The sequence below is a fragment of the Romboutsia sp. genome (assembly GCF_056995035.1).
In genome coordinates this window covers 1-22012 of sequence record NZ_JBXKIW010000031.1, presented here as the reverse complement: position 1 = coordinate 22012, position 22012 = coordinate 1, and the positions used below count along the sequence as shown (strand labels likewise).

At 29.3% G+C, this 22012-nt stretch carries 23 protein-coding genes; 6 read left to right on the top strand and 17 right to left on the bottom strand.

What is annotated here, in order from left to right; translation table 11 throughout:
• A partial coding sequence (locus tag AC11VW_RS03435) for an IS3 family transposase (RefSeq protein WP_484299970.1) occupies positions 1-86 on the top strand: 86 nt, incomplete at its 5' end.
• Between the two features lie 174 nt (positions 87-260).
• On the opposite strand, the gene AC11VW_RS03430 is transcribed toward AC11VW_RS03435, so the two are convergent.
• The 7 genes from AC11VW_RS03430 to AC11VW_RS03400 form a co-directional block, all read right to left on the bottom strand.
• Positions 261-1064 (bottom strand): collagen-like triple helix repeat-containing protein, encoded by an 804-nt coding sequence (locus AC11VW_RS03430; RefSeq protein ID WP_484299993.1) that lies wholly within the window; start codon positions 1062-1064, stop codon positions 261-263.
• A 97-nt stretch (positions 1065-1161) separates the two neighbouring features.
• Complete coding sequence (locus AC11VW_RS03425; RefSeq protein WP_484299992.1) at positions 1162-1515, bottom strand: hypothetical protein; 354 nt, start codon at positions 1513-1515, stop codon at positions 1162-1164.
• Between the two features lie 63 nt (positions 1516-1578).
• Complete coding sequence (locus AC11VW_RS03420) at positions 1579-2391, bottom strand: hypothetical protein (RefSeq protein ID WP_484299991.1); 813 nt, start codon at positions 2389-2391, stop codon at positions 1579-1581.
• Positions 2392-2551: 160 nt separating this feature from the next.
• Positions 2552-3829, bottom strand: a complete 1278-nt coding sequence (locus AC11VW_RS03415) for a methionine gamma-lyase family protein (protein WP_484299990.1) — start codon at positions 3827-3829, stop codon at positions 2552-2554.
• Between the two features lie 106 nt (positions 3830-3935).
• Positions 3936-4748 (bottom strand): ZIP family metal transporter, encoded by an 813-nt coding sequence (locus AC11VW_RS03410; protein WP_484299989.1) that lies wholly within the window; start codon positions 4746-4748, stop codon positions 3936-3938.
• Between the two features lie 154 nt (positions 4749-4902).
• The gene (locus tag AC11VW_RS03405) at positions 4903-5466 is read right to left on the bottom strand and encodes a hypothetical protein (RefSeq protein ID WP_484299988.1); all 564 of its coding nucleotides are present in this window, start codon (positions 5464-5466) and stop codon (positions 4903-4905) included.
• 145 nt (positions 5467-5611) lie between these two features.
• Entirely contained in the window at positions 5612-6127 is a 516-nt protein-coding gene (locus AC11VW_RS03400; RefSeq protein ID WP_484299987.1) for a 3H domain-containing protein, read from the bottom strand.
• A 201-nt stretch (positions 6128-6328) separates the two neighbouring features.
• Here AC11VW_RS03400 and AC11VW_RS03395 point away from each other — a divergent pair, with 201 nt between their 5' ends.
• The gene (locus AC11VW_RS03395) at positions 6329-8251 is read left to right on the top strand and encodes an OPT family oligopeptide transporter (RefSeq protein ID WP_484299986.1); all 1923 of its coding nucleotides are present in this window, start codon (positions 6329-6331) and stop codon (positions 8249-8251) included.
• Positions 8241-8591 carry a PqqD family peptide modification chaperone gene (locus AC11VW_RS03390; RefSeq protein WP_484299985.1) on the top strand — a complete coding sequence of 117 codons (351 nt, stop codon included), beginning with the start codon at positions 8241-8243 and terminating at the stop codon, positions 8589-8591. Before AC11VW_RS03395 ends, AC11VW_RS03390 begins: the two co-directional genes overlap by 11 nt.
• 206 nt (positions 8592-8797) lie before the next feature.
• Here AC11VW_RS03390 and AC11VW_RS03385 read toward each other — a convergent pair whose 3' ends face one another.
• The 5 genes from AC11VW_RS03385 to AC11VW_RS03365 all read right to left on the bottom strand — a co-directional run bounded on the left by AC11VW_RS03385 (position 8798) and on the right by AC11VW_RS03365 (position 12554).
• Entirely contained in the window at positions 8798-9376 is a 579-nt protein-coding gene (locus tag AC11VW_RS03385) for a hypothetical protein (RefSeq protein WP_484299984.1), read from the bottom strand.
• Positions 9377-9389: 13 nt separating this feature from the next.
• Entirely contained in the window at positions 9390-10037 is a 648-nt protein-coding gene (locus AC11VW_RS03380) for a hypothetical protein (protein ID WP_484299983.1), read from the bottom strand.
• Positions 10038-10052: 15 nt separating this feature from the next.
• Positions 10053-10997 carry a hypothetical protein gene (locus AC11VW_RS03375; RefSeq protein ID WP_484299982.1) on the bottom strand — a complete coding sequence of 315 codons (945 nt, stop codon included), beginning with the start codon at positions 10995-10997 and terminating at the stop codon, positions 10053-10055.
• Positions 10998-11042: 45 nt separating this feature from the next.
• A complete protein-coding gene (locus AC11VW_RS03370) occupies positions 11043-11711 on the bottom strand; it encodes a hypothetical protein (protein WP_484299981.1) in 669 nt (222 codons plus the stop codon).
• A 75-nt stretch (positions 11712-11786) separates the two neighbouring features.
• The gene (locus AC11VW_RS03365) at positions 11787-12554 is read right to left on the bottom strand and encodes a hypothetical protein (RefSeq protein WP_484299980.1); all 768 of its coding nucleotides are present in this window, start codon (positions 12552-12554) and stop codon (positions 11787-11789) included.
• Between the two features lie 184 nt (positions 12555-12738).
• Between AC11VW_RS03365 and AC11VW_RS03360 the strand changes: the two genes are divergently transcribed.
• The gene (locus AC11VW_RS03360) at positions 12739-13419 is read left to right on the top strand and encodes a hypothetical protein (RefSeq protein ID WP_484299979.1); all 681 of its coding nucleotides are present in this window, start codon (positions 12739-12741) and stop codon (positions 13417-13419) included.
• A gap of 50 nt (positions 13420-13469) precedes the next feature.
• Here the strand turns inward: AC11VW_RS03360 and hfq are convergent, their stop codons facing one another.
• The 5 genes from hfq to AC11VW_RS03335 form a co-directional block, all read right to left on the bottom strand.
• Positions 13470-13727 carry an RNA chaperone Hfq gene (hfq, locus tag AC11VW_RS03355; RefSeq protein WP_484299978.1) on the bottom strand — a complete coding sequence of 86 codons (258 nt, stop codon included), beginning with the start codon at positions 13725-13727 and terminating at the stop codon, positions 13470-13472.
• 93 nt (positions 13728-13820) lie between these two features.
• Entirely contained in the window at positions 13821-14753 is a 933-nt protein-coding gene (miaA, locus tag AC11VW_RS03350) for a tRNA (adenosine(37)-N6)-dimethylallyltransferase MiaA (RefSeq protein WP_484299977.1), read from the bottom strand.
• A gap of 14 nt (positions 14754-14767) precedes the next feature.
• The gene (mutL, locus tag AC11VW_RS03345) at positions 14768-16810 is read right to left on the bottom strand and encodes a DNA mismatch repair endonuclease MutL (RefSeq protein ID WP_484299976.1); all 2043 of its coding nucleotides are present in this window, start codon (positions 16808-16810) and stop codon (positions 14768-14770) included.
• A gap of 53 nt (positions 16811-16863) precedes the next feature.
• Positions 16864-19734, bottom strand: coding sequence for a DNA mismatch repair protein MutS (mutS, locus tag AC11VW_RS03340; protein ID WP_484299975.1), 2871 nt, complete (start codon positions 19732-19734; stop codon positions 16864-16866).
• Between the two features lie 427 nt (positions 19735-20161).
• On the bottom strand, positions 20162-20437 hold the full coding sequence (locus AC11VW_RS03335; protein WP_484299974.1) for an AIM24 family protein: 276 nt from the start codon (positions 20435-20437) through the stop codon (positions 20162-20164).
• Positions 20438-20539: 102 nt separating this feature from the next.
• On the opposite strand from AC11VW_RS03335, the gene AC11VW_RS03330 reads away from it, so the two are divergent.
• Together AC11VW_RS03330 and AC11VW_RS03325 are read left to right on the top strand one after the other, a co-directional pair.
• The gene (locus tag AC11VW_RS03330; RefSeq protein ID WP_484299973.1) at positions 20540-21463 is read left to right on the top strand and encodes a hypothetical protein; all 924 of its coding nucleotides are present in this window, start codon (positions 20540-20542) and stop codon (positions 21461-21463) included.
• Between the two features lie 52 nt (positions 21464-21515).
• The gene (locus AC11VW_RS03325) at positions 21516-21779 is read left to right on the top strand and encodes a hypothetical protein (protein WP_484299972.1); all 264 of its coding nucleotides are present in this window, start codon (positions 21516-21518) and stop codon (positions 21777-21779) included.
• The last annotated feature ends 233 nt before the right edge of the window (positions 21780-22012 follow it).

The following is a 22012-nucleotide window of genomic DNA, read 5'->3' as shown; positions in this document are numbered from 1 at the left end:
TAGATTTTTACAATAATAAAAGATTACAGAAAAAACTAAAAGGCCTGTCTCCGATGGAATACCGAGAGCAGACCTTAGTTGCTTAATTTTTATTTTTTGCACTGTCTACTTGACAGGGAGCAGTTCACTATATAAACTACCCATTTTTTATTATCTAAAAAGTATTTATCCAATTTATATATATTTATCATTTTTAATAAACTTATTTTTTCTAAAGCCTAATTAAAATTCAATTTCTCTTTCTATAATTTTTCCACTCTTTATTTTTTTTCTAATTTTATTACCCTTTGATCTAATTCATCTACTGTATCTTCTAAGTTAGTTACTCTTTTCTCCATTGTTGGTAACGATAGTTTTGTACTAGTTTGCTCTGCTGAGAATATAGAACATAATGGGATGGCTCCATATTTATCAGACGCTATTGCATTTTCAAACTCAGCCCATAAAATTCCATTACATATTCCATATACTTTAACTATATCAAGACTCTTATTTGTATTATCTATAATATCTATACTTATTCCTACTGATTTTGGTGGTTCTCCTTGTTCATATGCTCCTATAAGTGTTGCTAGTGCTGAACTTACATCTTGATTACAACAACATTTTGGTGTACTACATTGATCTACAGATGGTGCACTTGGGAAAGTTATAAGTATAACATTACATAAAGATACATAATAATTATATTTTTTTTCACCAGGTGTTCCTTGACCAGTTGTTTCTTGTAGGTGTACTACATCTGGATTCGTCTGATCTGCTACAATCTTCCCTGTTTTAGTTGTATTAAAAGAAATTAAAGATACTTCTTTATCTCCTATTTTACCTAGTGCATACTTAACGGCATCTTTACAGCAACAATCTCCTGGTGCTCCTGTATCTCCTTTATCTCCTTTATCTCCTGTATCTCCTTTATCTCCTGCTGGACCTGTTCGGCCTCTTGGCCCTACTGGCCCTTCACAACAACTACAATCACAGCAATCACAACAATCAGAATGATTACACTTGTTACAATCATCTCCATGATTACGCTTATTATTTCTACTATTTGTACATTCTTCCATTTATATATCCACCTTTAGTATATTTGGTAACTCTAGTTACTACCATTATTAATATATGGTATATACTTCAGTGTTGTTACATATCATATCCACAACTTTATCTATTAAAGAATCGCTCATTATTAGGATTAATTTCGTATGCCCTATTATGATGATATATAGCTTTTTCTATGTTATTCAATTTATAATAACATACCGTAAGTTGAAGATGTGGTTTCCAAGTCCAATATTCTGGAGAAATAAATCCATAACACTCTTTCGGCATTTTCAAATTCAATATACTTTCATACCAACTTGCTGCTTCTTCATATCTTTCTTTTTGCTTGAAAGAATCTGCTAATCTATAAACTGCTTCAACCCTAGGAGTTGTATACTCAAAAGTTTTATATATACTTTTTCTAGCTTCAATATAATCACCTTTATAAAAATAGCAATCAGATATTTTACACATAGCATCTATTTATTCTTCTTCATATATCCAATAGCTTTTAAAGTATCCTTCTTAGATTGGTCATCAGCGCTTGCATATATAAAACAAGAATGAAATTGCTAAACTAATTAAACCAAATATAACCCCTAACGCTAAGAAACAAGTTAAATATAAGTTATATTTTAAAAATATTGATTGTAATCCTAGTAAGTTTATTTTTAATACTGTACATATCAAAGAAATAAACATTGTAGTCATAAATATACATAGTAGCCCAGAACTAGAGTTTTTTAAATCTGCCGTACTTAAAGACATATGTGTACTTATAGAATACATTATGAATATAAAAATCCAAAATCTAAAATTCGTTAAATTATATATACTAAAAACCATATTAAATAATAGCTTAAAATTTTGCTCTAAAAGTAAATATATATCTCTCAGATTATTTTTACTAATCAAATCTATATATTCTGAAATATTTAATTTAGAAAACATTTCTGGAAGCAACAATTTAAAGCTGATACTTATTGCTACTGTTCCAAATATCATAGGAGCTATCCCAATGAAAAAGTTGCCTATTCTTTGATATAAACTTCTCTTATTGTATCTATGCTCTACAAAACCTAGCACACCATCAATCTTAGCTTCTCTTGGCCTAAATAATTTAACTTCTCCTATTTTATGTCCAAATATTAAGGCCATTAAATAGTGACTTAATTCATGTATAGTTGTTCCTATAATACCAGTAATTAAAATACCTTTGAATCCAAATGTAGCTTGAATATAACTAGAATTTCTTTTCTCTATAAAATTATAAATCATACCAAACAGCACAAATATGCCTATTATGGACATGGTTAATAAAAAGCTAGTCTTAATAGTTTCTAAAATCATAACTTTTACCTTTCCTTTCATTCTAAATATTACTTATGCCCTTTTTATTTATATTAACTCTGTTTCTTATTATACACTACTTAATATACAGTATCATTTTCTATATTTTACCAAATATGACCTAAGGTTTAAATCAAACCTCAGGTCATCTATTATTTGCTTATTTATTCTTTTTCATATATTCAATAGCCTTTAAAGTACCCATCTTAGAGTGGTCAAATGTAAGTCCACCTTGGAAGTATACATTATATGGAGGCTTTATAGGAGCGTCTGCACTTAATTCTATAGAAGACCCTTGGATAAAAGCACCCGCAGCCATTATAACTTCGTCATCATATCCTGGCATTGCCCAAGGAACTGGTTTTACATAAGAATCAACAGGAGCTGCTGCTTGTATACCTTGACAGAAAGCTATAACTTCTTCTTCACTATTTAATCTTACTATTTGTATTATATCACTTCTTACATCATCATACTTTGGAAGTACTTCATATCCCAATTTTTCAAACATTCTAGCACAATATATTGCACCCATTACAGCTTGGCTTACAACGTATGGAGCCATGAAGAATCCTTGAAGTACTGTTCTACTAGTCCCAAATGTAAGACCACATTCTTTACCTATACCTGGTGAAGTTAATCTGTATGATATAAGTTCAATTAAATCTTTCTTACCTACTATATATCCACCAGTTAAAGCAAGTCCTCCACCTGGATTTTTGATAAGTGATCCTGCAACTATATCAGCACCTACATCTGTTGGTTCTTGAGTTTCTAAAAATTCACCATAGCAGTTATCAACCATAACTATAACCTCTGGTTTAACACTTCTTACAGTATCTATAACTTCTTTTATGTCAGCAATTGTAAGTGATTTTCTCCAAGAATATCCCTTAGACCTTTGTATCATTACAAGCTTTGTTTTATCATTTATTTTAGCTTTGATTCCATCTAAGTCTACGTTTCCATCTTCTAAGAAATCAACTTGGTCATATGTGACATTGAACTCTTTTAAAGATCCTTTTTCTTCTCTTATTCCTATGACACCTTCTAATGTGTCATATGGCTTACCAGTAACTGATAATATCTCATCTCCTGGTCTAACTATCCCTTGTAAGCATAGTGTTAAGGCATGAGTTCCATTAACTATTATAGGGCGAACTATAGAATCTTCAGCATTAAATACGTTTGCATATATTTCTTCTATTTTTTCACGACCAAGGTCATTGTATCCATATCCAGTAGTCCAGTTAAAGTGGTTATCACTTAAATGAGCTTCTTGCATAGCTTTTAACACTTTATATTGGTTGTATTCTCTTATTTGTTTTATATCTTCAAATTTATCTTTTATCTCTTCCATAACATTTTCTGATAATTCAAATGTTTCATCATCTAGTCCATAGAAGCTTTTTAGTAATTCTTTTGTTTCGTTTAGCATCTTCTTCACCTATCTTCTTTAGTTTTGACATTAGAATTTTATCATAATAGGTTATTTTATGCAAACTTTCTTAGCTGTTTATTTATAAGCTTTCTGGTTATAGTATCTATCCTAATGCAACATCCATTATCATCATAAGCATAAATCCTAATATAACACCTATAGTGGCTAAATTCTTATTTTCACTAGCACTTTCTGGTATTAGTTCAGATGATACAACTGAAATCATAGCTCCTGCTGCAAATGCTAGTAAAAATGGTAGTATGCTTCTCATAGTCATAGCAGCTATTGCACCTATAACTCCTGCTATGGGTTCTACCATACCAGATGCTTGCCCAATAAAAAATGATTTTGACCTGCTATATCCTTCTCTTCTTAATGGAAGCGATACTGCTGCTCCTTCTGGAAAATTTTGAAGTCCAATACCTAATGCTAATAACATTGCCGAAAGTACAGTCGCACCGTCAACCCCTGCCACTACCCCTCCAAAAGCAACTCCAACTGCAAGACCTTCTGGGATGTTATGAATAGTAACCGCTGAAACTAATAATAAACATCTTTTTACAGAATTTATTTCACATTCTGCATTGCCACTCTTCCATGTAGTAAAACAGTACTTATCTAAAAATTTCTCTGATACTACTATAAAAAGTCCTCCTATTAAAAACCCCATTGCTGGTGGAAACCAAGCATTTTTAACTCCTAATTCTTCGCATAACTGGATTGCTGGATTTAATAAAGACCAAAAACTTGCTGCTATCATAACCCCTGCTCCAAATCCTAGCATACAATCTAATACTTTTCTGTTTACTGACTTAAAAAATAATACTACAGCAGCACCTAATGCTGTAACTCCCCATGTAAATAACGTTGCTATTAACGCTTGTATAACAGGAGATAACCCCATAAACCATTCCATAATGTCCTCCCTATATGTTGTTATAATATATTTAGTTGTCTCTGTATAATAACTATATGCATATGGGAATATTTATGTTACAAGCTATAAAAAAAGATATAAATACCTAAAAATATCTTAAGTCTTTATATCTTCCTTCTTTTTTTCTATAATTTTATGCTTTTATACTTGAGGTTCTAACAACTTCCTTAGGAAGTAAATTCCATATATATACTGACATCGAAAAATCTATCATACTGTGTATTATAGTTCCAATACCAACTAATCCAAGTACTGAAACAATAAATCCTTTGTCATAATACCCTGCTGAAAGTGATGAACCAAAGTAAAACGGTATAATTATTAATACTTCACTAACCGCATGAATTAAAGCGATAACAAAAGAATATCCAAGTGAACTTTTAATATCCTTAATAACTGATTTATTTTTCTTTAAATACATAGAACCTATACTAACAAATACTACATGACTTAAAGCTCTTAGTACTACTGGAATTGGAAACCCTCCTAATAAAAAACCTAAGGTAGTTCCAAGTGCCACAAATAAGGCTGTCCCCGGTGATATAAACATAGCTATAAATATAGCTACATGACTTGCTAATGTAAATGATGCTGGCTCTAATATAATTTTAATTGGCGAAAACATAGGTATTATTATTCCAATAGAACATAATAGTGCAGATAATATAACTGCTCTTGTATTTAATTTATTATTCATTTTATATCCTCCATTTCTAACTGTAATTATATGTGTCTTTACACCTATAATTACAGTTTAGTACCAAATCAACAACTTGTCAATTATTATAACGTAATTTATACATAAATAAGGGATATTTATATTAAGTGGTGTTAAACACCACTTAATATAAATATCCCTTTTCTTTTAAAGACTTTATTACTTCTTCATATGTCTCTTCATCCCTACATTTTATAGTATGAAGGTGTATTCCATCAGTTAACTGAGATAGAGGATTTACATCTTCTAATTTAAGTTTATTCATAAATGCCTTTACATCACGTCTTGATGATGCATGCAAATCTCCTGTTATTTGACCATATACACTATGTTCAACGATTACATTTACAACTGTTGCCCCTTCGTCAACTATTGAATTAAGTTCATCTTCTATAAAATCTTTACTATGTTTACATGCGATTGTTCTTATTATGTAATTTTCATTACTTTCTTTAGTATCTAAAATATAACCTTTTGGTGTTGATATTATATACATTCCAGATGCTCTAAGTAGTGCTATATCTCCTACTATAAGTTGTCTACTGACATTTAGTTCATTAGCTAAGTTTGTACCACTTATTGCTTGACTTGAGTTTTTTAAAATATTTACGATTTCTTCTCTTCTGTCTAAACCATTCATATTCATACCCTCATTTCTTCATAATTATAACTTTAATTATATCTTAATTATACATAACTATCTAGTTAAATGATTCATAGTTTATATATTCTCGTTTAATTTTATATTTTTTTACATTATATTACTTTATTTCCTAATTATTACCAAATGAAAACGTTTTATGATATAATATTCTTAAATAAATAAAGGGGTGAAAATTCAATGAAAAAAAAATTATCTAAAGAGGCGTATGGAGGAATATCTGGAAAAGATTATGTTCCTTACGTAACAGACAAGTCTAACTCAGGGGGAAACACTATAATATTAATTATAGGTCTTATTCTAGCTGCTGTTTTTGCCGCTTCTACAACTTATTCTGGTATGAAGGCAGGTCTTACAGTTGCTGCAGGGATTCCTGGTTCCATAATAGGTTCAGCGTTTGTTGGAGCATTCGCTAGTAAAAAAGGCATTCTTGGTAAAAATCTAATCCAAGGTATGTCAAGTGGTGGTGAGTCAGTTGCCAGTGGTATGATTTTTGTACTACCTGCTGTTATTTTAATTGGTAGCCAAATTACCTTTTTAGAAGGTCTAGCTGTTGGAATCGGTGGAGTATTATTTGGTATTGGAGCTGCATCACTTGTTCATAATTATTTAATTATTGAAGAACATGGTAAGCTTATGTATCCAGAGTCAATGGCTATTTCTGAAACACTTGTTGCTTCAGAAGGTGCAGGAGATTCTATGAAATACATGGGAATTGGATTTGGAATTAGTGGTATACTTACTGTATTAACAGGTTCATTCTTAAATGTAACAAATAACGTAATAAGCTTCTTTGGAAGCAAGTTCTATAAGTGGAAATTCCAAGTAGAAGTTAATCCACTTCTTTTAGGAATTGGATTTATTGTAGGACTTGAAGTATCTTTAATGATGTTTGCTGGTTCTATTTTATCAAACTTTGCTATTGCGCCTTTAATAGGTTACTTTACTGATATGGCTGCAGATGGAGCTATGGTATGGAATAATCCTTCAATGCCACTTAATCAAATGGATGTAAATGCAATATCTGGTAGTTACGTAAAATATATAGGCGCTGGTATGATGCTTTGTGGTGGTATGATTGGTGCAATTAAACTTATACCAACAATCATAGCTTCAGTTAAAGAAACAATTAATGCAAAAACAAGTACTGAAGGATCTGAAGATTCTTCATCTATTCAAATGTTAATATTATTAGCTGGTATTGTAATTGCATTTATAGCAGGATTTATAATTTCTGGTAGCGTTTTAATGGCAATTGTTGGAGCAATTATTTCTCTTTTATTATCATTATTATTTGTTATTGTAGCAGGACGTTTAACAGGTACTATAGGAACATCAAATCTTCCAGTTTCTGGTATGACAATTGCGTCATTAGTTATCGTTACATTAATATTTGTTTCAATGGGATGGACTAATCAAGCAGACAATAAATCATTACTTTTATTTGGTACATTTATAGTTGTTGCAATTTCCATGGCTGGTGGATACAGCCAGTCTCAAAAAGTAACTTATATTATGGGTGGTAGTAAAAATGAAATGCAACGTTACTTTGCAATTGCTGGTATAGTAGGTGTAATCGTTGTTACAGCTACTATATTATTACTTGCTGATCAACTTAAAATTACTGGTGATAATCCTCCATTTGCATTACCTCAAGCAAACTTAATGTCAACACTGACTTCTGGTATTATGTCAGGTGAATTACCTTGGGTTATGATTATTGCCGGTGTATTTATGGCAATTGTTTTCTATTTCTTAAACTTACCAATAATGACTGTTGCTATAGGATTCTACTTACCAATTGCAACGACTTCTATAATCTTAATTGGTGCATTAATCCGTGTATTTGTTGAAATGACTTCTAAAGCTGATGATGAAAAAGAAGTAAAAGTTGCCAATGGTATAAGTTTATCTTCTGGTCTTGTTGCTGGTGGTTCTATCATAGGTCTAGTAGGAATAATATTACAAGTAACAGGAGTTGTAAAAGCAGCTACACCAACTGGATTTGCTTCAGGAAATACAATGGCAATAATTTTACTAATAGCTTTAGTTATTCTTACAACATTACCTATTGCTTTATCTAAGGTAAAACATGATAAATAATAATAACGAAATTTTAAATATAGTATTTAAGATTTCTGATAAAATTGAATATGAAGTGGATAAAGAAGGAATTGTAACTGTACTTGAAAAACAAGATCACAGGGTTCAAAGATTTTTTAGAAAGCTAAAATTCAAAATTCCAATGTATAAAAAAATGACATTGGACACATATAGTAGTTGTGTATTCTTGCTAATTGATGGTAAAAAAACTGTCAAAGAAATAGGTGAAAACCTAGAACTTAAATATGGTCAAGAATCTCATCCGCTTTATGAGAGATTACTACTATTTTTAAATCATATTGAAGTGAATTGTCATTACATTGAAAAATTAAATATATAATAAAAAGCTAGTTTGAAAGTCTGGATTATTTTAACTTTCAAACTAGCTTTATTTTACTTTAAAGTGAAACTAAGATTACTATAAAACACAAACTTAATTATACAATCTAAGAAATATAAAAAGGTACTCTTATTTAAGAATACCCAATAAATCATGTTTTGTACATTTCTTAACTCCTATTATTAATAAAACTATAATTAACAAATTTAATCAATTAAAGCACATATATTACATAAAGAAACTAAATATAAAACCTGCTCAACAGAGTCTAAAACCCATGCTACATCATAGTCTAAGTGAACTAGTGACACCTTATTTTTTGGTGTAGTAGGTATTGTAGACGTATCTCCTTTTACATTTATAATAAATTCTCTCTTCGCCGGGTTTTGCTCTAGATATTTATCTTTAAGGTATGCTGCTACACTAGTTTTACAGCAACAATTTTCATCACAAGTTAGACAAAGAACAAATGGTGATACGTACTGTTTGTTTAATTCATTTATAATAAGTTGATAATTGCCATCTTCAGGTTCTATTTTTATAAAATTTATATCCTCTATACAAAGGTTAATATATATTTTTTCAGGCGGAGGTGTAGAATTTTCCTCTTCTAATAAAATAAAATTAGGATATTTACTATCTTTTATTGTTCCACTAGAATCACTACAAGTATAGTAGACTGTATTACTTTCAATTAAATCAGATAATTTATTTAATATACATATTCCTTTTTTCATTCCACAACTACAACAGCAATTTTTTATAGAATTATTATAATTTCGCAAAATCATCACTCTCCTAGGCCTTATCCAAAGTTATACCAATTATCTCACATAAAGATAAAATATAATAAGTTGTTTTAGGTTCATCTCCTGTAACCACATTTTTTGCCCAAACTGTATCTGAATTTATTGCAAGTATTTTTGTAACCTTAAAACTGTTAGCAGAAGTTGATAAAATAACTGAACCAGACATAGGTAGATTTAATAGAAAATCTCTCGCTTTTAATAAATATTCTAAAACACCATTTTTACAACAACAACCATTTGATGAAGTGTAGCTGATTTTAGAAAATCTACTTGTAATATCAGTTTCTTTTATAGTAGCACAAGAATCGTTTTTAAATTCAAATTCAAATCCATGTAACTTACATATATTTAAATAAGTTATATCTCCACTATATGGCTCTGCATACGGATATGTTGTATAAACAGGAACTATATCAGGTGTTATATATGGTATATAAAAAATATCATTTGGAGGATTTTGTGGTGTTATCGCTAATGATTGTAAAACAGGGTAATATTTTAAATTTACAATACAAGCATTCCCTGCTAATAGAAAATCCTGATAAAACCAATCTAGTGCACAAAGTATTCCATCCTTACAACAGCAATCATCTTTTTTATGTGTTGGAGGTGTACAACAACAACTATTTTGATACATATTTAAAACTCCTTTCTATGGTATTTGTACAAATTTAGCAATTCTACAAGTAGGAACTCCATAATAAACTGTTTCTGTAACTTGACCATCTGTTACTGATTTTGAGAATATAGCTATATCACAATCAATAGCGATAAGCGTAACGTCATCTAAAGTCCCTAAAGATAATGTACTGCCGTTAACAGTTTCATTTAAAGTATCTTGTATTGTGATTGTGAAATTATTCCCTAAACCACTAAAATATAGAGCATTAGCTATTCCATCGGAACAATCACAACAACACTTACATTTTGGAGTATAGAAAAATTCTTTTCTAAGGTTATCATCTTGATTTATAGCATAAGTATAAGTTATATTAGTAGTTCCATTAGTAGTTGTGTTAGTTACAGTTCTAAATACAAATTTAATTATAGATGCAACACATAATGATATGGTACCATAAGTAGATTTTACAACATCATCAGTTATATATGCAGTTTTAATGTTACCAGATCCTGGTACTGGTGCTGGAGCAACTTGTGCAATTTGTAGTATTCCTCCACAATCTGCATAATCACCAAGCGCTGAAGGCAGTATATCTGAAGGTATTAAATCTCCTATAAAACACATACTATAAGTTTGTGTTATAGAAGAATTTTCAGCTGGTTCATCTAATGACCTTTTATATAAATAGTCTACCAATTTCTTAATCCCATCTTTACAACAACAATCATCTTTCTTTTCATCACAACATCCTGAAGATCCACATACACTTACATGAACACTACTATTATTACCAGAAGCAGTAGCGCCACCACCAGTTCCTGTACTTCCATCAATGTTTGGGCAAGTGGAGTTATTTACCGTTACAGGATTGTAATCAGGTGAACATGCTGAATATTCATGTCCCCCAGAGCAGTTACATCCTCCTGAACTCCCACAGTTACTACAATATCCACTATAATTTTGATCATAACTCATATTAACATCTCCTTATTTATAATATTTTGTTGATTTTTGATTACATCAATCACAATCTGAATAATAAGTTTTGCAATGTTTCCTTAAGTAATCACGCTTTTTAGGTATACAAGAGCTTGAAGTAGTACAAGTAGTACAGTTTATAATATTTAAAGAAGCTATTTGTAGTACTAGATGTCCTAAGTCACACACACGTTCTTCAAGTTTGTCAATTTCTTCAACTAACATACAAAGCATACATTCTAATATTTCACATTTACAGCATAAATGAGATTTACATAAACATTCTATATTGTTTATTTTTGATATTATGTTTTGGATTAGTTCTATTATTTCAAATAAAACACATAAAAGCTTTGAAAGCAGTTCACAATTTTTAGTAGGTAAACATTTAAGTTGGCAAAGAAGTTTTTTTAGATTTTTAAGTATACATTTAAATCTATCTATCTGTAATAAGTATCCATAATTTTTGTCACAGTAACTGCATTTTTCTATATTGTAAATAGTTATTATTAATAAATCTATTAGACTTATACATTCTAGCTCTTCACATTCATTGGGTTCAGGTTTACAAAATTGTTCATCCAAAAATTCACAAATTAAATTATTGACTATATCGTACTCTTTTAAATGACAATCATTAATGCAAAATAGATTAAATTTAATACTACATAAAGATTCATATATATTAGTTAAATTCTGATTACAAGTCAATACATAGCCCCCTTTGCTATATTTTAAGGAATAAGCTCTTATGTAAAGAGCTTATCCTTTAATTCAGTATTAGTTTTATTTATTACATCCACATCCACCAGGTTTAGGACCATGTCCATGTGGTGGTTTATGACCATGCATCATATGAGGAGGACAAATAGGTCTAGGTTTCACAGGAGCACATGCAGCTGTACCACAAGGTGTACAATTTTGCATATCACATGCAATAAAAGCCATTACTATAGCACTTAATTCGGGTACTAATTTTTCAAGTTCACATAAATCATTTACAAAATCACAAGTCATACATTCAAAGAAAGAAGGTATTGATCTATTGCAATTTGTTGGACTATTTGCACATTGTGCATAATAGACTAGTGTAGCTGCTTTAGAAACTACAGATATTAATTTAGTTAATAATTGAATTAATAGGCACAATAAATCTCCTATAACTTCTTCACATCTACTTATACAGTGAATAGAATCTATTCTAGACTCTATAGATTCACATAAACATCTAAATCTTTCAAATTGTGCTTTAAGACCATAGTTCATTGGTACTGTTTCTATTATACAAGCTAAGTTATCACAAAGAGTTAATAATAAACCAACATTATCAGGCTCATCACTAGTAGATATTAATAGATCCTTAATTCTTCTCCAATCATCACAATCAAATACCTGAGAATCACCTGTAGGAAGACCCTCACAATCCCCTATAAATATAGGTGCTGCTGGCGTTATGCCAGGTAATATTTCTCCAATTATTATTCTTAATAAACCAGTTGAAACATATTCTAAATTTTGAATATACGGAACTGTATATTGTCCACAAGTTGCCATTTAAAACACTCCTTAATTATTCTTATATTTTTGAGAGATTAGCGTCTTCTCCATACCAATATATGAGATGCATCATAAAATGACACAATAAAAATAAAATTTTTTTTTAAAATTTAAAAATGACAATAACCTTTTTTGTTAACTATCATATTATGAAATAGATGTTTAATAGGAGGGATTATATGTGAATGTGATATGTAAAAACAATATAAGGTTACGCCCTGAAAATGTAGGCACAGTATATGATAGCGTTAAAACTATAAATAAGTTAAATTCTAATATTCCCATAAACTTTAAAATCTTAGGTGAATGTATATTACCAAATAATACAAAAATAGATATACTAGAAACTAAATTTGAATACGAAATATGCAAGGTAGATAAGAAAATTTTAGTGAATGGGCATAACGTTGATTGTAATTCAAATTATATAAAAGACAAAATATGCCTAAATAAGAACTATATAAATTTAGTTGATAAAAATTGTTCAAATTTAATTTTGAATATAGTAGAGAATATAAGTTTTGATCTTAAGATAAAAGTTAAAATAAAGGGAATAGCATATATAAGCAATTGTGAAAAAGTATGTTTTGAAGCATTGGGCGAGGGAGAGGATCACATAAAAAGTATTTTACTTAGCAATATATATGTTCCTAACATTATGAAATGTTTTAAAAAAATATATTTGAATTTTGATAATGATGTTGTAGGTATGGCAAATCCAGAGTGTTTATTTTTATCACCTATATATGATTGTGATTTAAATATAGAATTTTTGTTAGGAAATGTATTTTTAAACTATATAATAAATTTAGATATAGTCTCTTCAATTCCATCAAATTCAAATTCGCTTTGTTATAAATAGATAAAACTCTACAAAGCTATATGTTCTTTGTAGAGTTTTAATTTTATTTTTTATCTATTGTTATTTCCTTGTTGTTGATTAGGATTTTGGAAAGTTATATACTTTCCTGGAATTATAGTAGATACTGCATGCTTATATATCATGTTTTGTTGTTTATTACCGCCTTCTAATAATACTATGTAGCTATCAAACCCCTTAACTATTCCTTCTACTTTGACTCCATTCATTAAGTATATAGTTACAGGTATTTTTTCTTTTCTTGCATTGTTTAAAAATATATCCTGTAAGTTTAGCGCTGTATTTTTCATTTGGCAATCCTCCCTAGATCTTAATTAAATTTAAAAGATTAATATATATTTTTTGGTAATTTTATACTATTCCTCTATTATATTTTATATAAGTTATATCATTTTTTCAATATAGTCAGCAATTTCTTTTTCAAGTATTTCTTTGTCACTATATTCATCTAAGTTAAACCACTTAGCATTATCATATCTTCTAAACCAAGTTAACTGACGTTTTGCATATCTTCTTGAATCTCTTTTGATTATTTCTACTGCTTCGTCAAATAAATATTCACCATCTAAGTATTTGATTATTTCTTTATATCCAATACCCTGCATAGATATCATGTCCTTAGTATATCCTAAGCTTAGTAATTTTTTTACTTCTTCTACTAATCCACTATCCATCATAATTTGTACTCTTTTATTTATTCTTGCATATAAGTGTTCTCTTTCTCTATTTAGTACAATTATTATGGGATTATATTTTTCATTAAATTTTAAGTCATTAGAAAAATCATTCATTTTCTCTCCGCTAAGACATACTTCTAATGCTCTTATAACTCTCTTCGTATTGTTTTTGTGTATTCTATTTGCACTATCCATGTCTAACTCTCTTAGCTTTTCGTGCATATAGTCTATACCATGTTCTTCAAGTTCTAATCTTAAACTTTCTCTTAGCTCATTATTAGCATCTGATTTAGCAAAGTCCATATTATATATTAAAGAATTTAGATAAAGTCCCGTACCACCAGTCACTAGTACATTTTTGCCTTTTTCAGTTATTTCATCTATATATTTATTTGCTCTTTCTTGAAATTCTGATACAGAAAAAATAAAGTCTGGTTTTACTTCATCTATTAAATAATGAGGTACTCCGTTCATTTCATCTTTAGTTACCTTCGCACTTCCTATATCCATGTGCTCATATATTTGCATAGAATCTGCTGAGATTATCTCAGCATTTAAAGATTTCGCTAATTTTATTGATAATTCAGTTTTACCAACAGCTGTTGGTCCTGTAAGTATTATAATTGGTGTTTTTTTCATAATTATCTTCCTATCTACATAATTCTTTTAAACATTTTTTCGATTTCATTTTTTGAAATTTCTACTATTACTGGTCTACCATGAGGACAAGTAAATGGATTTATACATTCTTCCATTTGCTTGAATAAGCTGTTTATTTCTAAAGTCTTGATTTTATCATTTGCTTTTATAGCCGCCCTGCATGCCATAGATGCAAACTTTTCTCCTTTTAACTCATAGTTATTTTTAATCTCATCTATATTATCTATTATTTGTAGTATAAATTTCTCACTCTCAGGAACACCAAATACAGTTGGTACACATCTTATCATTATATGATTATTACCAAAGATTTCAATTTCAAAACCAAACTTTACAAATAAATCTAGGTTTTTCTCTACCTGTAGCATATCTACATTTGAAAGATCTAATACTATCGGGTCAAGTAACATTTGCATGTTTATATCACATTTATAAAACTTGTCCATATATTTTTCATATAGTACTCTTTCATGTGCTGCATGTTGGTCTAGTAAATACATTGAACTTCCCTTTGATAAAATTATATATGTATCAAATATAGTCCCAATTACGTTATATCTAGCTAATGAAAACTTATTATCCTCATTATCTTCAAAAAATACTTCCTGAATAGGTTCTTTTTGTATACTATTTTCTAAGCTTTTTTGTAAATCTTGGCTTCTTTGTGCTCTATCTAATTCTGTTAAGTCCTGCATATAAAAAGATTGATTTAAATCAAGGTTTTCATCTTTTATAAGTAAAGCTTTACTATCTTCTTTAATATTTTCACCTATACAAATACTATTATTAGCATTTGCATCCATGTTATTTTCATAAATATCTTCATTTTTTAGTATATCATTTACAGACATAAAAGTATCAATAGGCTCTTGTGTATCAAGTTCTACAACTTGTATACTTTTATCTAAATTAGTTTTATAGGTTTCAACATTTAAATCATTTTTATTAGTACTTATATTCTCATTTGTTTTATTTAAAGAATCTATACTTTGTGTCGATTTAGGTTGTATTACTTTATTGTCATAAGTCTCATACTTGCCTATCAAGCTAGAATTTAATAAATTTCTCTTTAAAAAGTCTCTAAGTTCTATATAAAGTTCTTGCTCATTCTCAAATTTAACTTCAAGCTTTGTCGGATGTATATTAACATCAATACTAGCTGGATTTATTTCCATATTTAAAAAACATACTGTGTGCTTATTAATAGGAATAATTGATTTATAAGCTTCACCTATAGCATCTAGTACTACCTTACTTTTTACAAATCTTTTATTTATATAGATATGTTGCAAGTTTTTATTTGATCTATATACATTATTATTTCCTATATATCCATTTATCTTAAAATGCTTACACTCATAATCTACTTCTATTAAATTTTCACAAACATCTCTTCCATAAATACTTCTAATAACACTCATTAGTTTATTATCGCCTGGTGTATTTAGCATTGGTTTGTTGTTGTTTATATATTTAAACTGTATATGAGGATTTCCTATTGCTAATTTATTAATTAAATCACTAATGTTTATAGTTTCAGCATGAGTAGATTTTAAAAATTTTTGTCTAACCGGTGTATTATAAAATATATCTTTTATAATAATAGTCGTACCATTAGTAGCACCTACTGGTTCTTTAGATACAACTCTACCACCTTCTACAATAACCTTTGTCCCAATTGGTTCATCTTTAGTCTTAGTAATCATATCAAGCTTTGATATAGCAGATATAGAAGCTAGTGCTTCTCCTCTAAAGCCTAGAGAATATAAATCATATAAGTCATCAATCTTTTCAATCTTACTAGTAGCATGTCTTAAAAAAGATTTGTTAACTTCACTAGAAGCTATACCACAACCATTATCTGTTATTCTAATTAATTTCTTTCCACCATCTACAATATCAATAATTATCTTAGATGAGCCTGCATCAATACAGTTTTCAATAAGTTCCTTAACTACAGAAGAAGGTCTTTCAACAACCTCTCCTGCAGCTATTTTATTTATAGTTAAATCATCTAATATATTAATTCTATTCATATTCTGCCTCCCCATACTGATCATTTTTCCGTTCGCTAGGGTATTATTTTATACTATTTTTTCGCCTTCTTTTGTAACATATAAAGTGCATTCATAGCATCAAGTGGTGTCATATTCAATATATCTAAGTTTATAATCTCATGTACTAAATCATTGCCACCTATATTATCAAAAGATATTTGAGTCACAGCCACTTCTTTAACTTCATCACAACTGCTTACTTTCTCATTTAACTTTGAATATTCTTCATATAGTTTTTCATGATTTTCTTTTTCACTATTATAAGTTTTAATAAGTTCAGCATGATTCATTTTTAAAGCTTCATATTGGTTCTTATGTTTATTTTCTAAATCATTTTTATCATTTCTTAGCCTATCTAATTCTTTTTCTAAAGCTTCTATCCTATTTTTACTTGAATCATCTATATTGGCTACATTTGCATTATGGCCATTTAATCTATTTTTACGTATATTATCATCATGATTTATCGATACACTTTCATATACATGATTCTTTTCTAAGTCACTTAATATCTCTCTTGATCTATTTATTACTTCATCTGGAAGCTTAGCAAGTTTGGCTACATATATACCATAACTCTTATCCGCTCCTTGAGGAATTATCTTTCTTAAGAAGATTATATTATCACTATCTTCTTTAACTGCGATTGAGTAGTTTTTAACATCACTAAATTCATTTTCTAAATCAGTAAGTTCATGATAGTGAGTTGCAAATAATGTTTTACACTTAATATTTCTTTGAATATATTCAACTATTGACCAAGCTAAACTTATACCATCGTAAGTACTAGTACCTCTACCTATTTCATCAAGTATTACTAAACTCTTGTCTGTAGCATTTTTAAGTATATGAGATACCTCACTCATTTCAACCATGAATGTAGATTGTCCTTGGCTTAAATCATCACTTGCTCCAACTCTTGTAAATATTCTATCAAGTATTGGAATATTTGCATACTCTGCTGGTACAAATGAACCAATGTGAGCCATTAAAGCTATTATTGCACTTTGTCTCATATAAGTAGACTTACCTGCCATATTTGGTCCTGTTATAATGTTTATTATATTTTCACTAGCATTTAAATAAGTGTCATTTGGAACAAAGTTTTCTTCACCTACTAAGTTCTCAACAACTGGATGACGTCCATTTTGTATATCTAGCTTATTATCTTCATTTATTGTAGGTTTTACATAGTTGTTCATATATGCAACAGTTGCAAATGATACAAATACATCTATATTTGCTATTATCTTAGCAGTCTTTTGTATTCTATCTATATTTTTATATATTGTATTTCTTATATTTGTAAAGATTTCATACTCTAAATTTTTTATCTTTTCTTCTGCATTAAGTATCTTATCTTCTATTTCTTTAAGCTCTGGAGTTATAAATCTTTCTGCATTACTTAAAGTTTGCTTCCTTATATAGCTTTCATCAATTTTAGCACTAACTAAGTTTCCTTTTGTTATTTCTATATAGTATCCAAAGACTTTATTAAACCCTATTTTTAAAGACTTAACTCCTGTTCTCTCTTTTTCACGATTTTCTACTTCTTTAATCATGAAAGCACCATTTTTAGATATATCACGAAGCTCTTTAAGTTCATCATTGAAGTCTGATTTTATTATATTACCATCTTTAATAGTTATTGATGGTTCTTCTTTTATAGCTTCCTCAATTAAGTTATAAATATCATCTAAATTGTCCATTTTATCTATATACTTCTTAAGTATATCTGCACTAGATGAGCTTATAGTTTCTTTTAAACTTGGAAGCTTCTCTATAGAATTTTTTAAATGTATCATTTCCTTTGGTGTTACTTTTTCAAAGGCAATCTTTCCACATATTCTTTCTATATCATATACATTTTTTAAGATTTCATTTAAATCTTCTCTAAGCATAAAATCATCTTTTATTTCTTCTATGACATCTAATCTACGCTCTATACGCTCTTTATTAACTAAAGGCTCTTCTACATACTTACGAAGTAATCTTCCACCCATTGCAGTAGATGTTTTATCTAGCACATGAAGTAGTGACCCTTTCTTTTTATTTCCTCTTATAGTTTGTGTTAACTCTAGATTAACTCTAGTAAACATATCAAGTACCATATATTCACTACTGTTATATATATTTATATTGTTAATGTTTGAAGTTACTTGCTTTTGAGTATTGTATATATAATTTAAAAGTATCGATAAACTACTTTTTATTAATCCATTTTCATCAAACTTAAGCTTTTGTAAATAATCCTCTTGGAAATATTCATTTAATATATTTATATCTAAATAGCTTTCACTAAAGTTTTCATTTATATATATATTACTTAATGTTGCTATGTTGTTTAATTTATCTATAAAGTTTAAATCATTTAAAATTATCTCAGTTGGATGTATTTTTGCTATTTCTTCAATAACCTTATCTTCTGATAAATATGTAGCATTTACTTCACCAGTACTTATATCTACATAAGTTAAGCCTATGATATCTCCATCTTTATATAAACTCATTAAGTAGTTGTTTTTCTTATTTTCAAGTAAACTTCCCTCAAGTACCGTACCTGGAGTTACAACTCTTATAACATCACGTCTTACAATTCCTTTAGCCGTTGATGGATCTTCCATTTGTTCGCCTATTGCAACTTTAAATCCACTTTCTACAAGCTTTGATATGTATGCATTTGCACTGTGATAAGGAACCCCACACATAGGAGCACGCTCATCAAGTCCACAAGATTTACCTGTAAGGGCTATTTCAAGTGTTTTTGAAGCTACTAATGCATCTTCAAAGAACATTTCGTAAAAATCTCCTAGTCTAAAAAATAGTATACAATCTGGGTATCTATCTTTAACTTCAAAGTATTGTTTCATCATAGGAGTTAGTTTATTTCTATCTATTGTCATGGATTTTCCTCCTTTATTACTAAGCCTTATATTTTCTTTGACTCTTTATTTTTATCCTTAATACTCAATTATAAAACTTTTATTTACTTAAAGTGTGTCATAATTATATGTGTTTACTAAAGATGACATTTTCCTTTAGTCTAATTAATTATTATATCATAACTGAAAATTATTATTAAGGCTATATGTATAAATTGTTGTACAAAAATAGTCTATAGATACCTTTTAAAGGTTCTATAGACCATTTTTATAATTTAATATCTTATTTATAAGTTAACGACATCTACAGCATCTTCTACAACGTCCACAGCAAGGACAAAGCAAGAAAAATAAAAAACGTCTTCTACAACATTTACAACAACCAAAAAGTAATGATCTATCATTCATATTAATACCTCCTTAATATATACATATATTCAAAATTTTACTATTTGTTCATGAATAATATAATATTCTGCAAGGCGTTACATTTTTCAGATAGTTGATTAACTAACCCTTCCCCATTTATAGCTGAATTAAATAAACTTTTATCAGATTTTGTAACACTGAAATTTACACCTTCTGTTCTAGCTATTGCGAAGTTTCCATCCACTTTTAATTCTTCTCCTCGTTTAATATCACACTCGATTAACCAAAATGAGTATGTAAGAGATAACCACCCTTTAAATTTATAGGCACTTCTTATTCGAAAAAAATTTTGCATATTATACGTTTATATGTAACAATTTTGCATAAAAAAGAATATATCTATATTAGGTGGATATCCATCTACCTAATATAATATATTTATCTAGGAGAGATAATAGTGCCTAATAATAGACCTACAATTAAATTAAGAAAATTAAATAAATTAAATAGATGCAAAAATCAAGATGAGAGAAAAAAACAATTAGAAGAAAGAAAAATACAGAGACAAAAAGAATGCGAAGAAAGAAATGCACAAAGAAATAAAGAATTACAAGAAGCAGAGGCAGAAGCAAAAGCATGCTCTGATGCTGATGCTGATATAGATACAGACGTAGATGCTGACGTAGACGTAGACGCTGATGCAACAGCTAACGTAACCGCAGACATAGACACAACATCAACTTCAACTTCTGATGCCGATTCTACTGCAACTGCTGATCTAGAGGCAAATGCTGACTCGACTTCAACTTCTGATGCTGATTCTACTGCCGATGCTACTGCTGATTCAACTTCAACTTCTGATGCCGATTCTACTGCAACTGCTGATCTAGAGGCAAATGCTGACTCGACTTCTACTTCTGATGCTGATTCTACTGCCGATGCTACTGCCGATGCTACTGCTGATTCAACTTCAACTTCTGATGCCGATTCTACTGCAACTGCTGATTTAGAGGCAAATGCTGACTCGACTTCTACTTCTGATGCTGATTCTACTGCAACTGCTGATCTAGAGGCAAATGCTGACTCAACTGCCGATGCTGATGTAACAGCAAATGCAGATATTGATGGAAATGCAGATATTGATGCAGATGTAGATGCAACAGCAGAATCTAATGCAAGCAATAATAACCAATCTAATGCAAGTAACAATATAGGACCTATAAATATTCATACACCAATAAATATATATATAACTTGTGGTTGTTGTGGTAAAAAGCATAAGCATACAGTAGACGGATGTGTTGAACATCCAGAATGTATTGAACTCCAAGAATATGAAGAAGATCAAATGAATTTTTTTGATTTAACAGATGAAGACTAAAAATTTAGATTAGTTGTTAAAAACTCATTTGTAATAAGGAGTATATATTAATATGAGAAATATAGAACACTCAAATGAAAGTAAACCAGTTGAAAATACAAAATCATCACATGATAATAAGCATATAAGTAAGCATGTAAGTAATAGCAAGCCTATAAAAGATATAAAATCATCACATGATAGTAAGCATGTAAACAATAGTAATCCTATAAAAGATACTAAAAAATCAAGTGATAGTAAACATGTAAAAGATAGTAAACCTATAAAAGATACTAAAAAGTCAAGTGATAAAAAACACTCAAAAGTAAACCAATAAAAAATATAAAATCATCATATGACAGTAAGAATGTAAAAGATAGTAAAAATTTGCATGACAGTAAACATTCAAATGGTGATAGATAAGATTAAAGAGTAGTCATATTTGTACTGCACCCCAATTGTTGGACCAAAAATCTAACAGTTGGGGTGTTTTTACATGGCGAAATATGATTATGATTTCAAATTAAAAGTTGTTATGTCTTATTTAAATGGAGACGGAGGATATAAGTC

Coding starts and splice junctions, on each gene's coding strand:
- AC11VW_RS03430 (WP_484299993.1), bottom strand. CDS start 1,064: ATGGAAGAATGTACAAATAGTAGAAATAATAAGCGTAATCATGGAGAT.
- AC11VW_RS03425 (WP_484299992.1), bottom strand. CDS start 1,515: ATGTGTAAAATATCTGATTGCTATTTTTATAAAGGTGATTATATTGAA.
- AC11VW_RS03420 (WP_484299991.1), bottom strand. CDS start 2,391: ATGATTTTAGAAACTATTAAGACTAGCTTTTTATTAACCATGTCCATA.
- AC11VW_RS03415 (WP_484299990.1), bottom strand. CDS start 3,829: ATGCTAAACGAAACAAAAGAATTACTAAAAAGCTTCTATGGACTAGAT.
- AC11VW_RS03410 (WP_484299989.1), bottom strand. CDS start 4,748: ATGGAATGGTTTATGGGGTTATCTCCTGTTATACAAGCGTTAATAGCA.
- AC11VW_RS03405 (WP_484299988.1), bottom strand. CDS start 5,466: ATGAATAATAAATTAAATACAAGAGCAGTTATATTATCTGCACTATTA.
- AC11VW_RS03400 (WP_484299987.1), bottom strand. CDS start 6,127: ATGAATGGTTTAGACAGAAGAGAAGAAATCGTAAATATTTTAAAAAAC.
- AC11VW_RS03395 (WP_484299986.1), top strand. CDS start 6,329: ATGAAAAAAAAATTATCTAAAGAGGCGTATGGAGGAATATCTGGAAAA.
- AC11VW_RS03390 (WP_484299985.1), top strand. CDS start 8,241: ATGATAAATAATAATAACGAAATTTTAAATATAGTATTTAAGATTTCT.
- AC11VW_RS03380 (WP_484299983.1), bottom strand. CDS start 10,037: ATGTATCAAAATAGTTGTTGTTGTACACCTCCAACACATAAAAAAGAT.
- AC11VW_RS03375 (WP_484299982.1), bottom strand. CDS start 10,997: ATGAGTTATGATCAAAATTATAGTGGATATTGTAGTAACTGTGGGAGT.
- AC11VW_RS03365 (WP_484299980.1), bottom strand. CDS start 12,554: ATGGCAACTTGTGGACAATATACAGTTCCGTATATTCAAAATTTAGAA.
- hfq (WP_484299978.1), bottom strand. CDS start 13,727: ATGAAAAATACAGCGCTAAACTTACAGGATATATTTTTAAACAATGCA.
- miaA (WP_484299977.1), bottom strand. CDS start 14,753: ATGAAAAAAACACCAATTATAATACTTACAGGACCAACAGCTGTTGGT.
- mutL (WP_484299976.1), bottom strand. CDS start 16,810: ATGAATAGAATTAATATATTAGATGATTTAACTATAAATAAAATAGCT.
- mutS (WP_484299975.1), bottom strand. CDS start 19,734: ATGACAATAGATAGAAATAAACTAACTCCTATGATGAAACAATACTTT.
- AC11VW_RS03335 (WP_484299974.1), bottom strand. CDS start 20,437: ATGCAAAATTTTTTTCGAATAAGAAGTGCCTATAAATTTAAAGGGTGG.
- AC11VW_RS03325 (WP_484299972.1), top strand. CDS start 21,516: ATGAGAAATATAGAACACTCAAATGAAAGTAAACCAGTTGAAAATACA.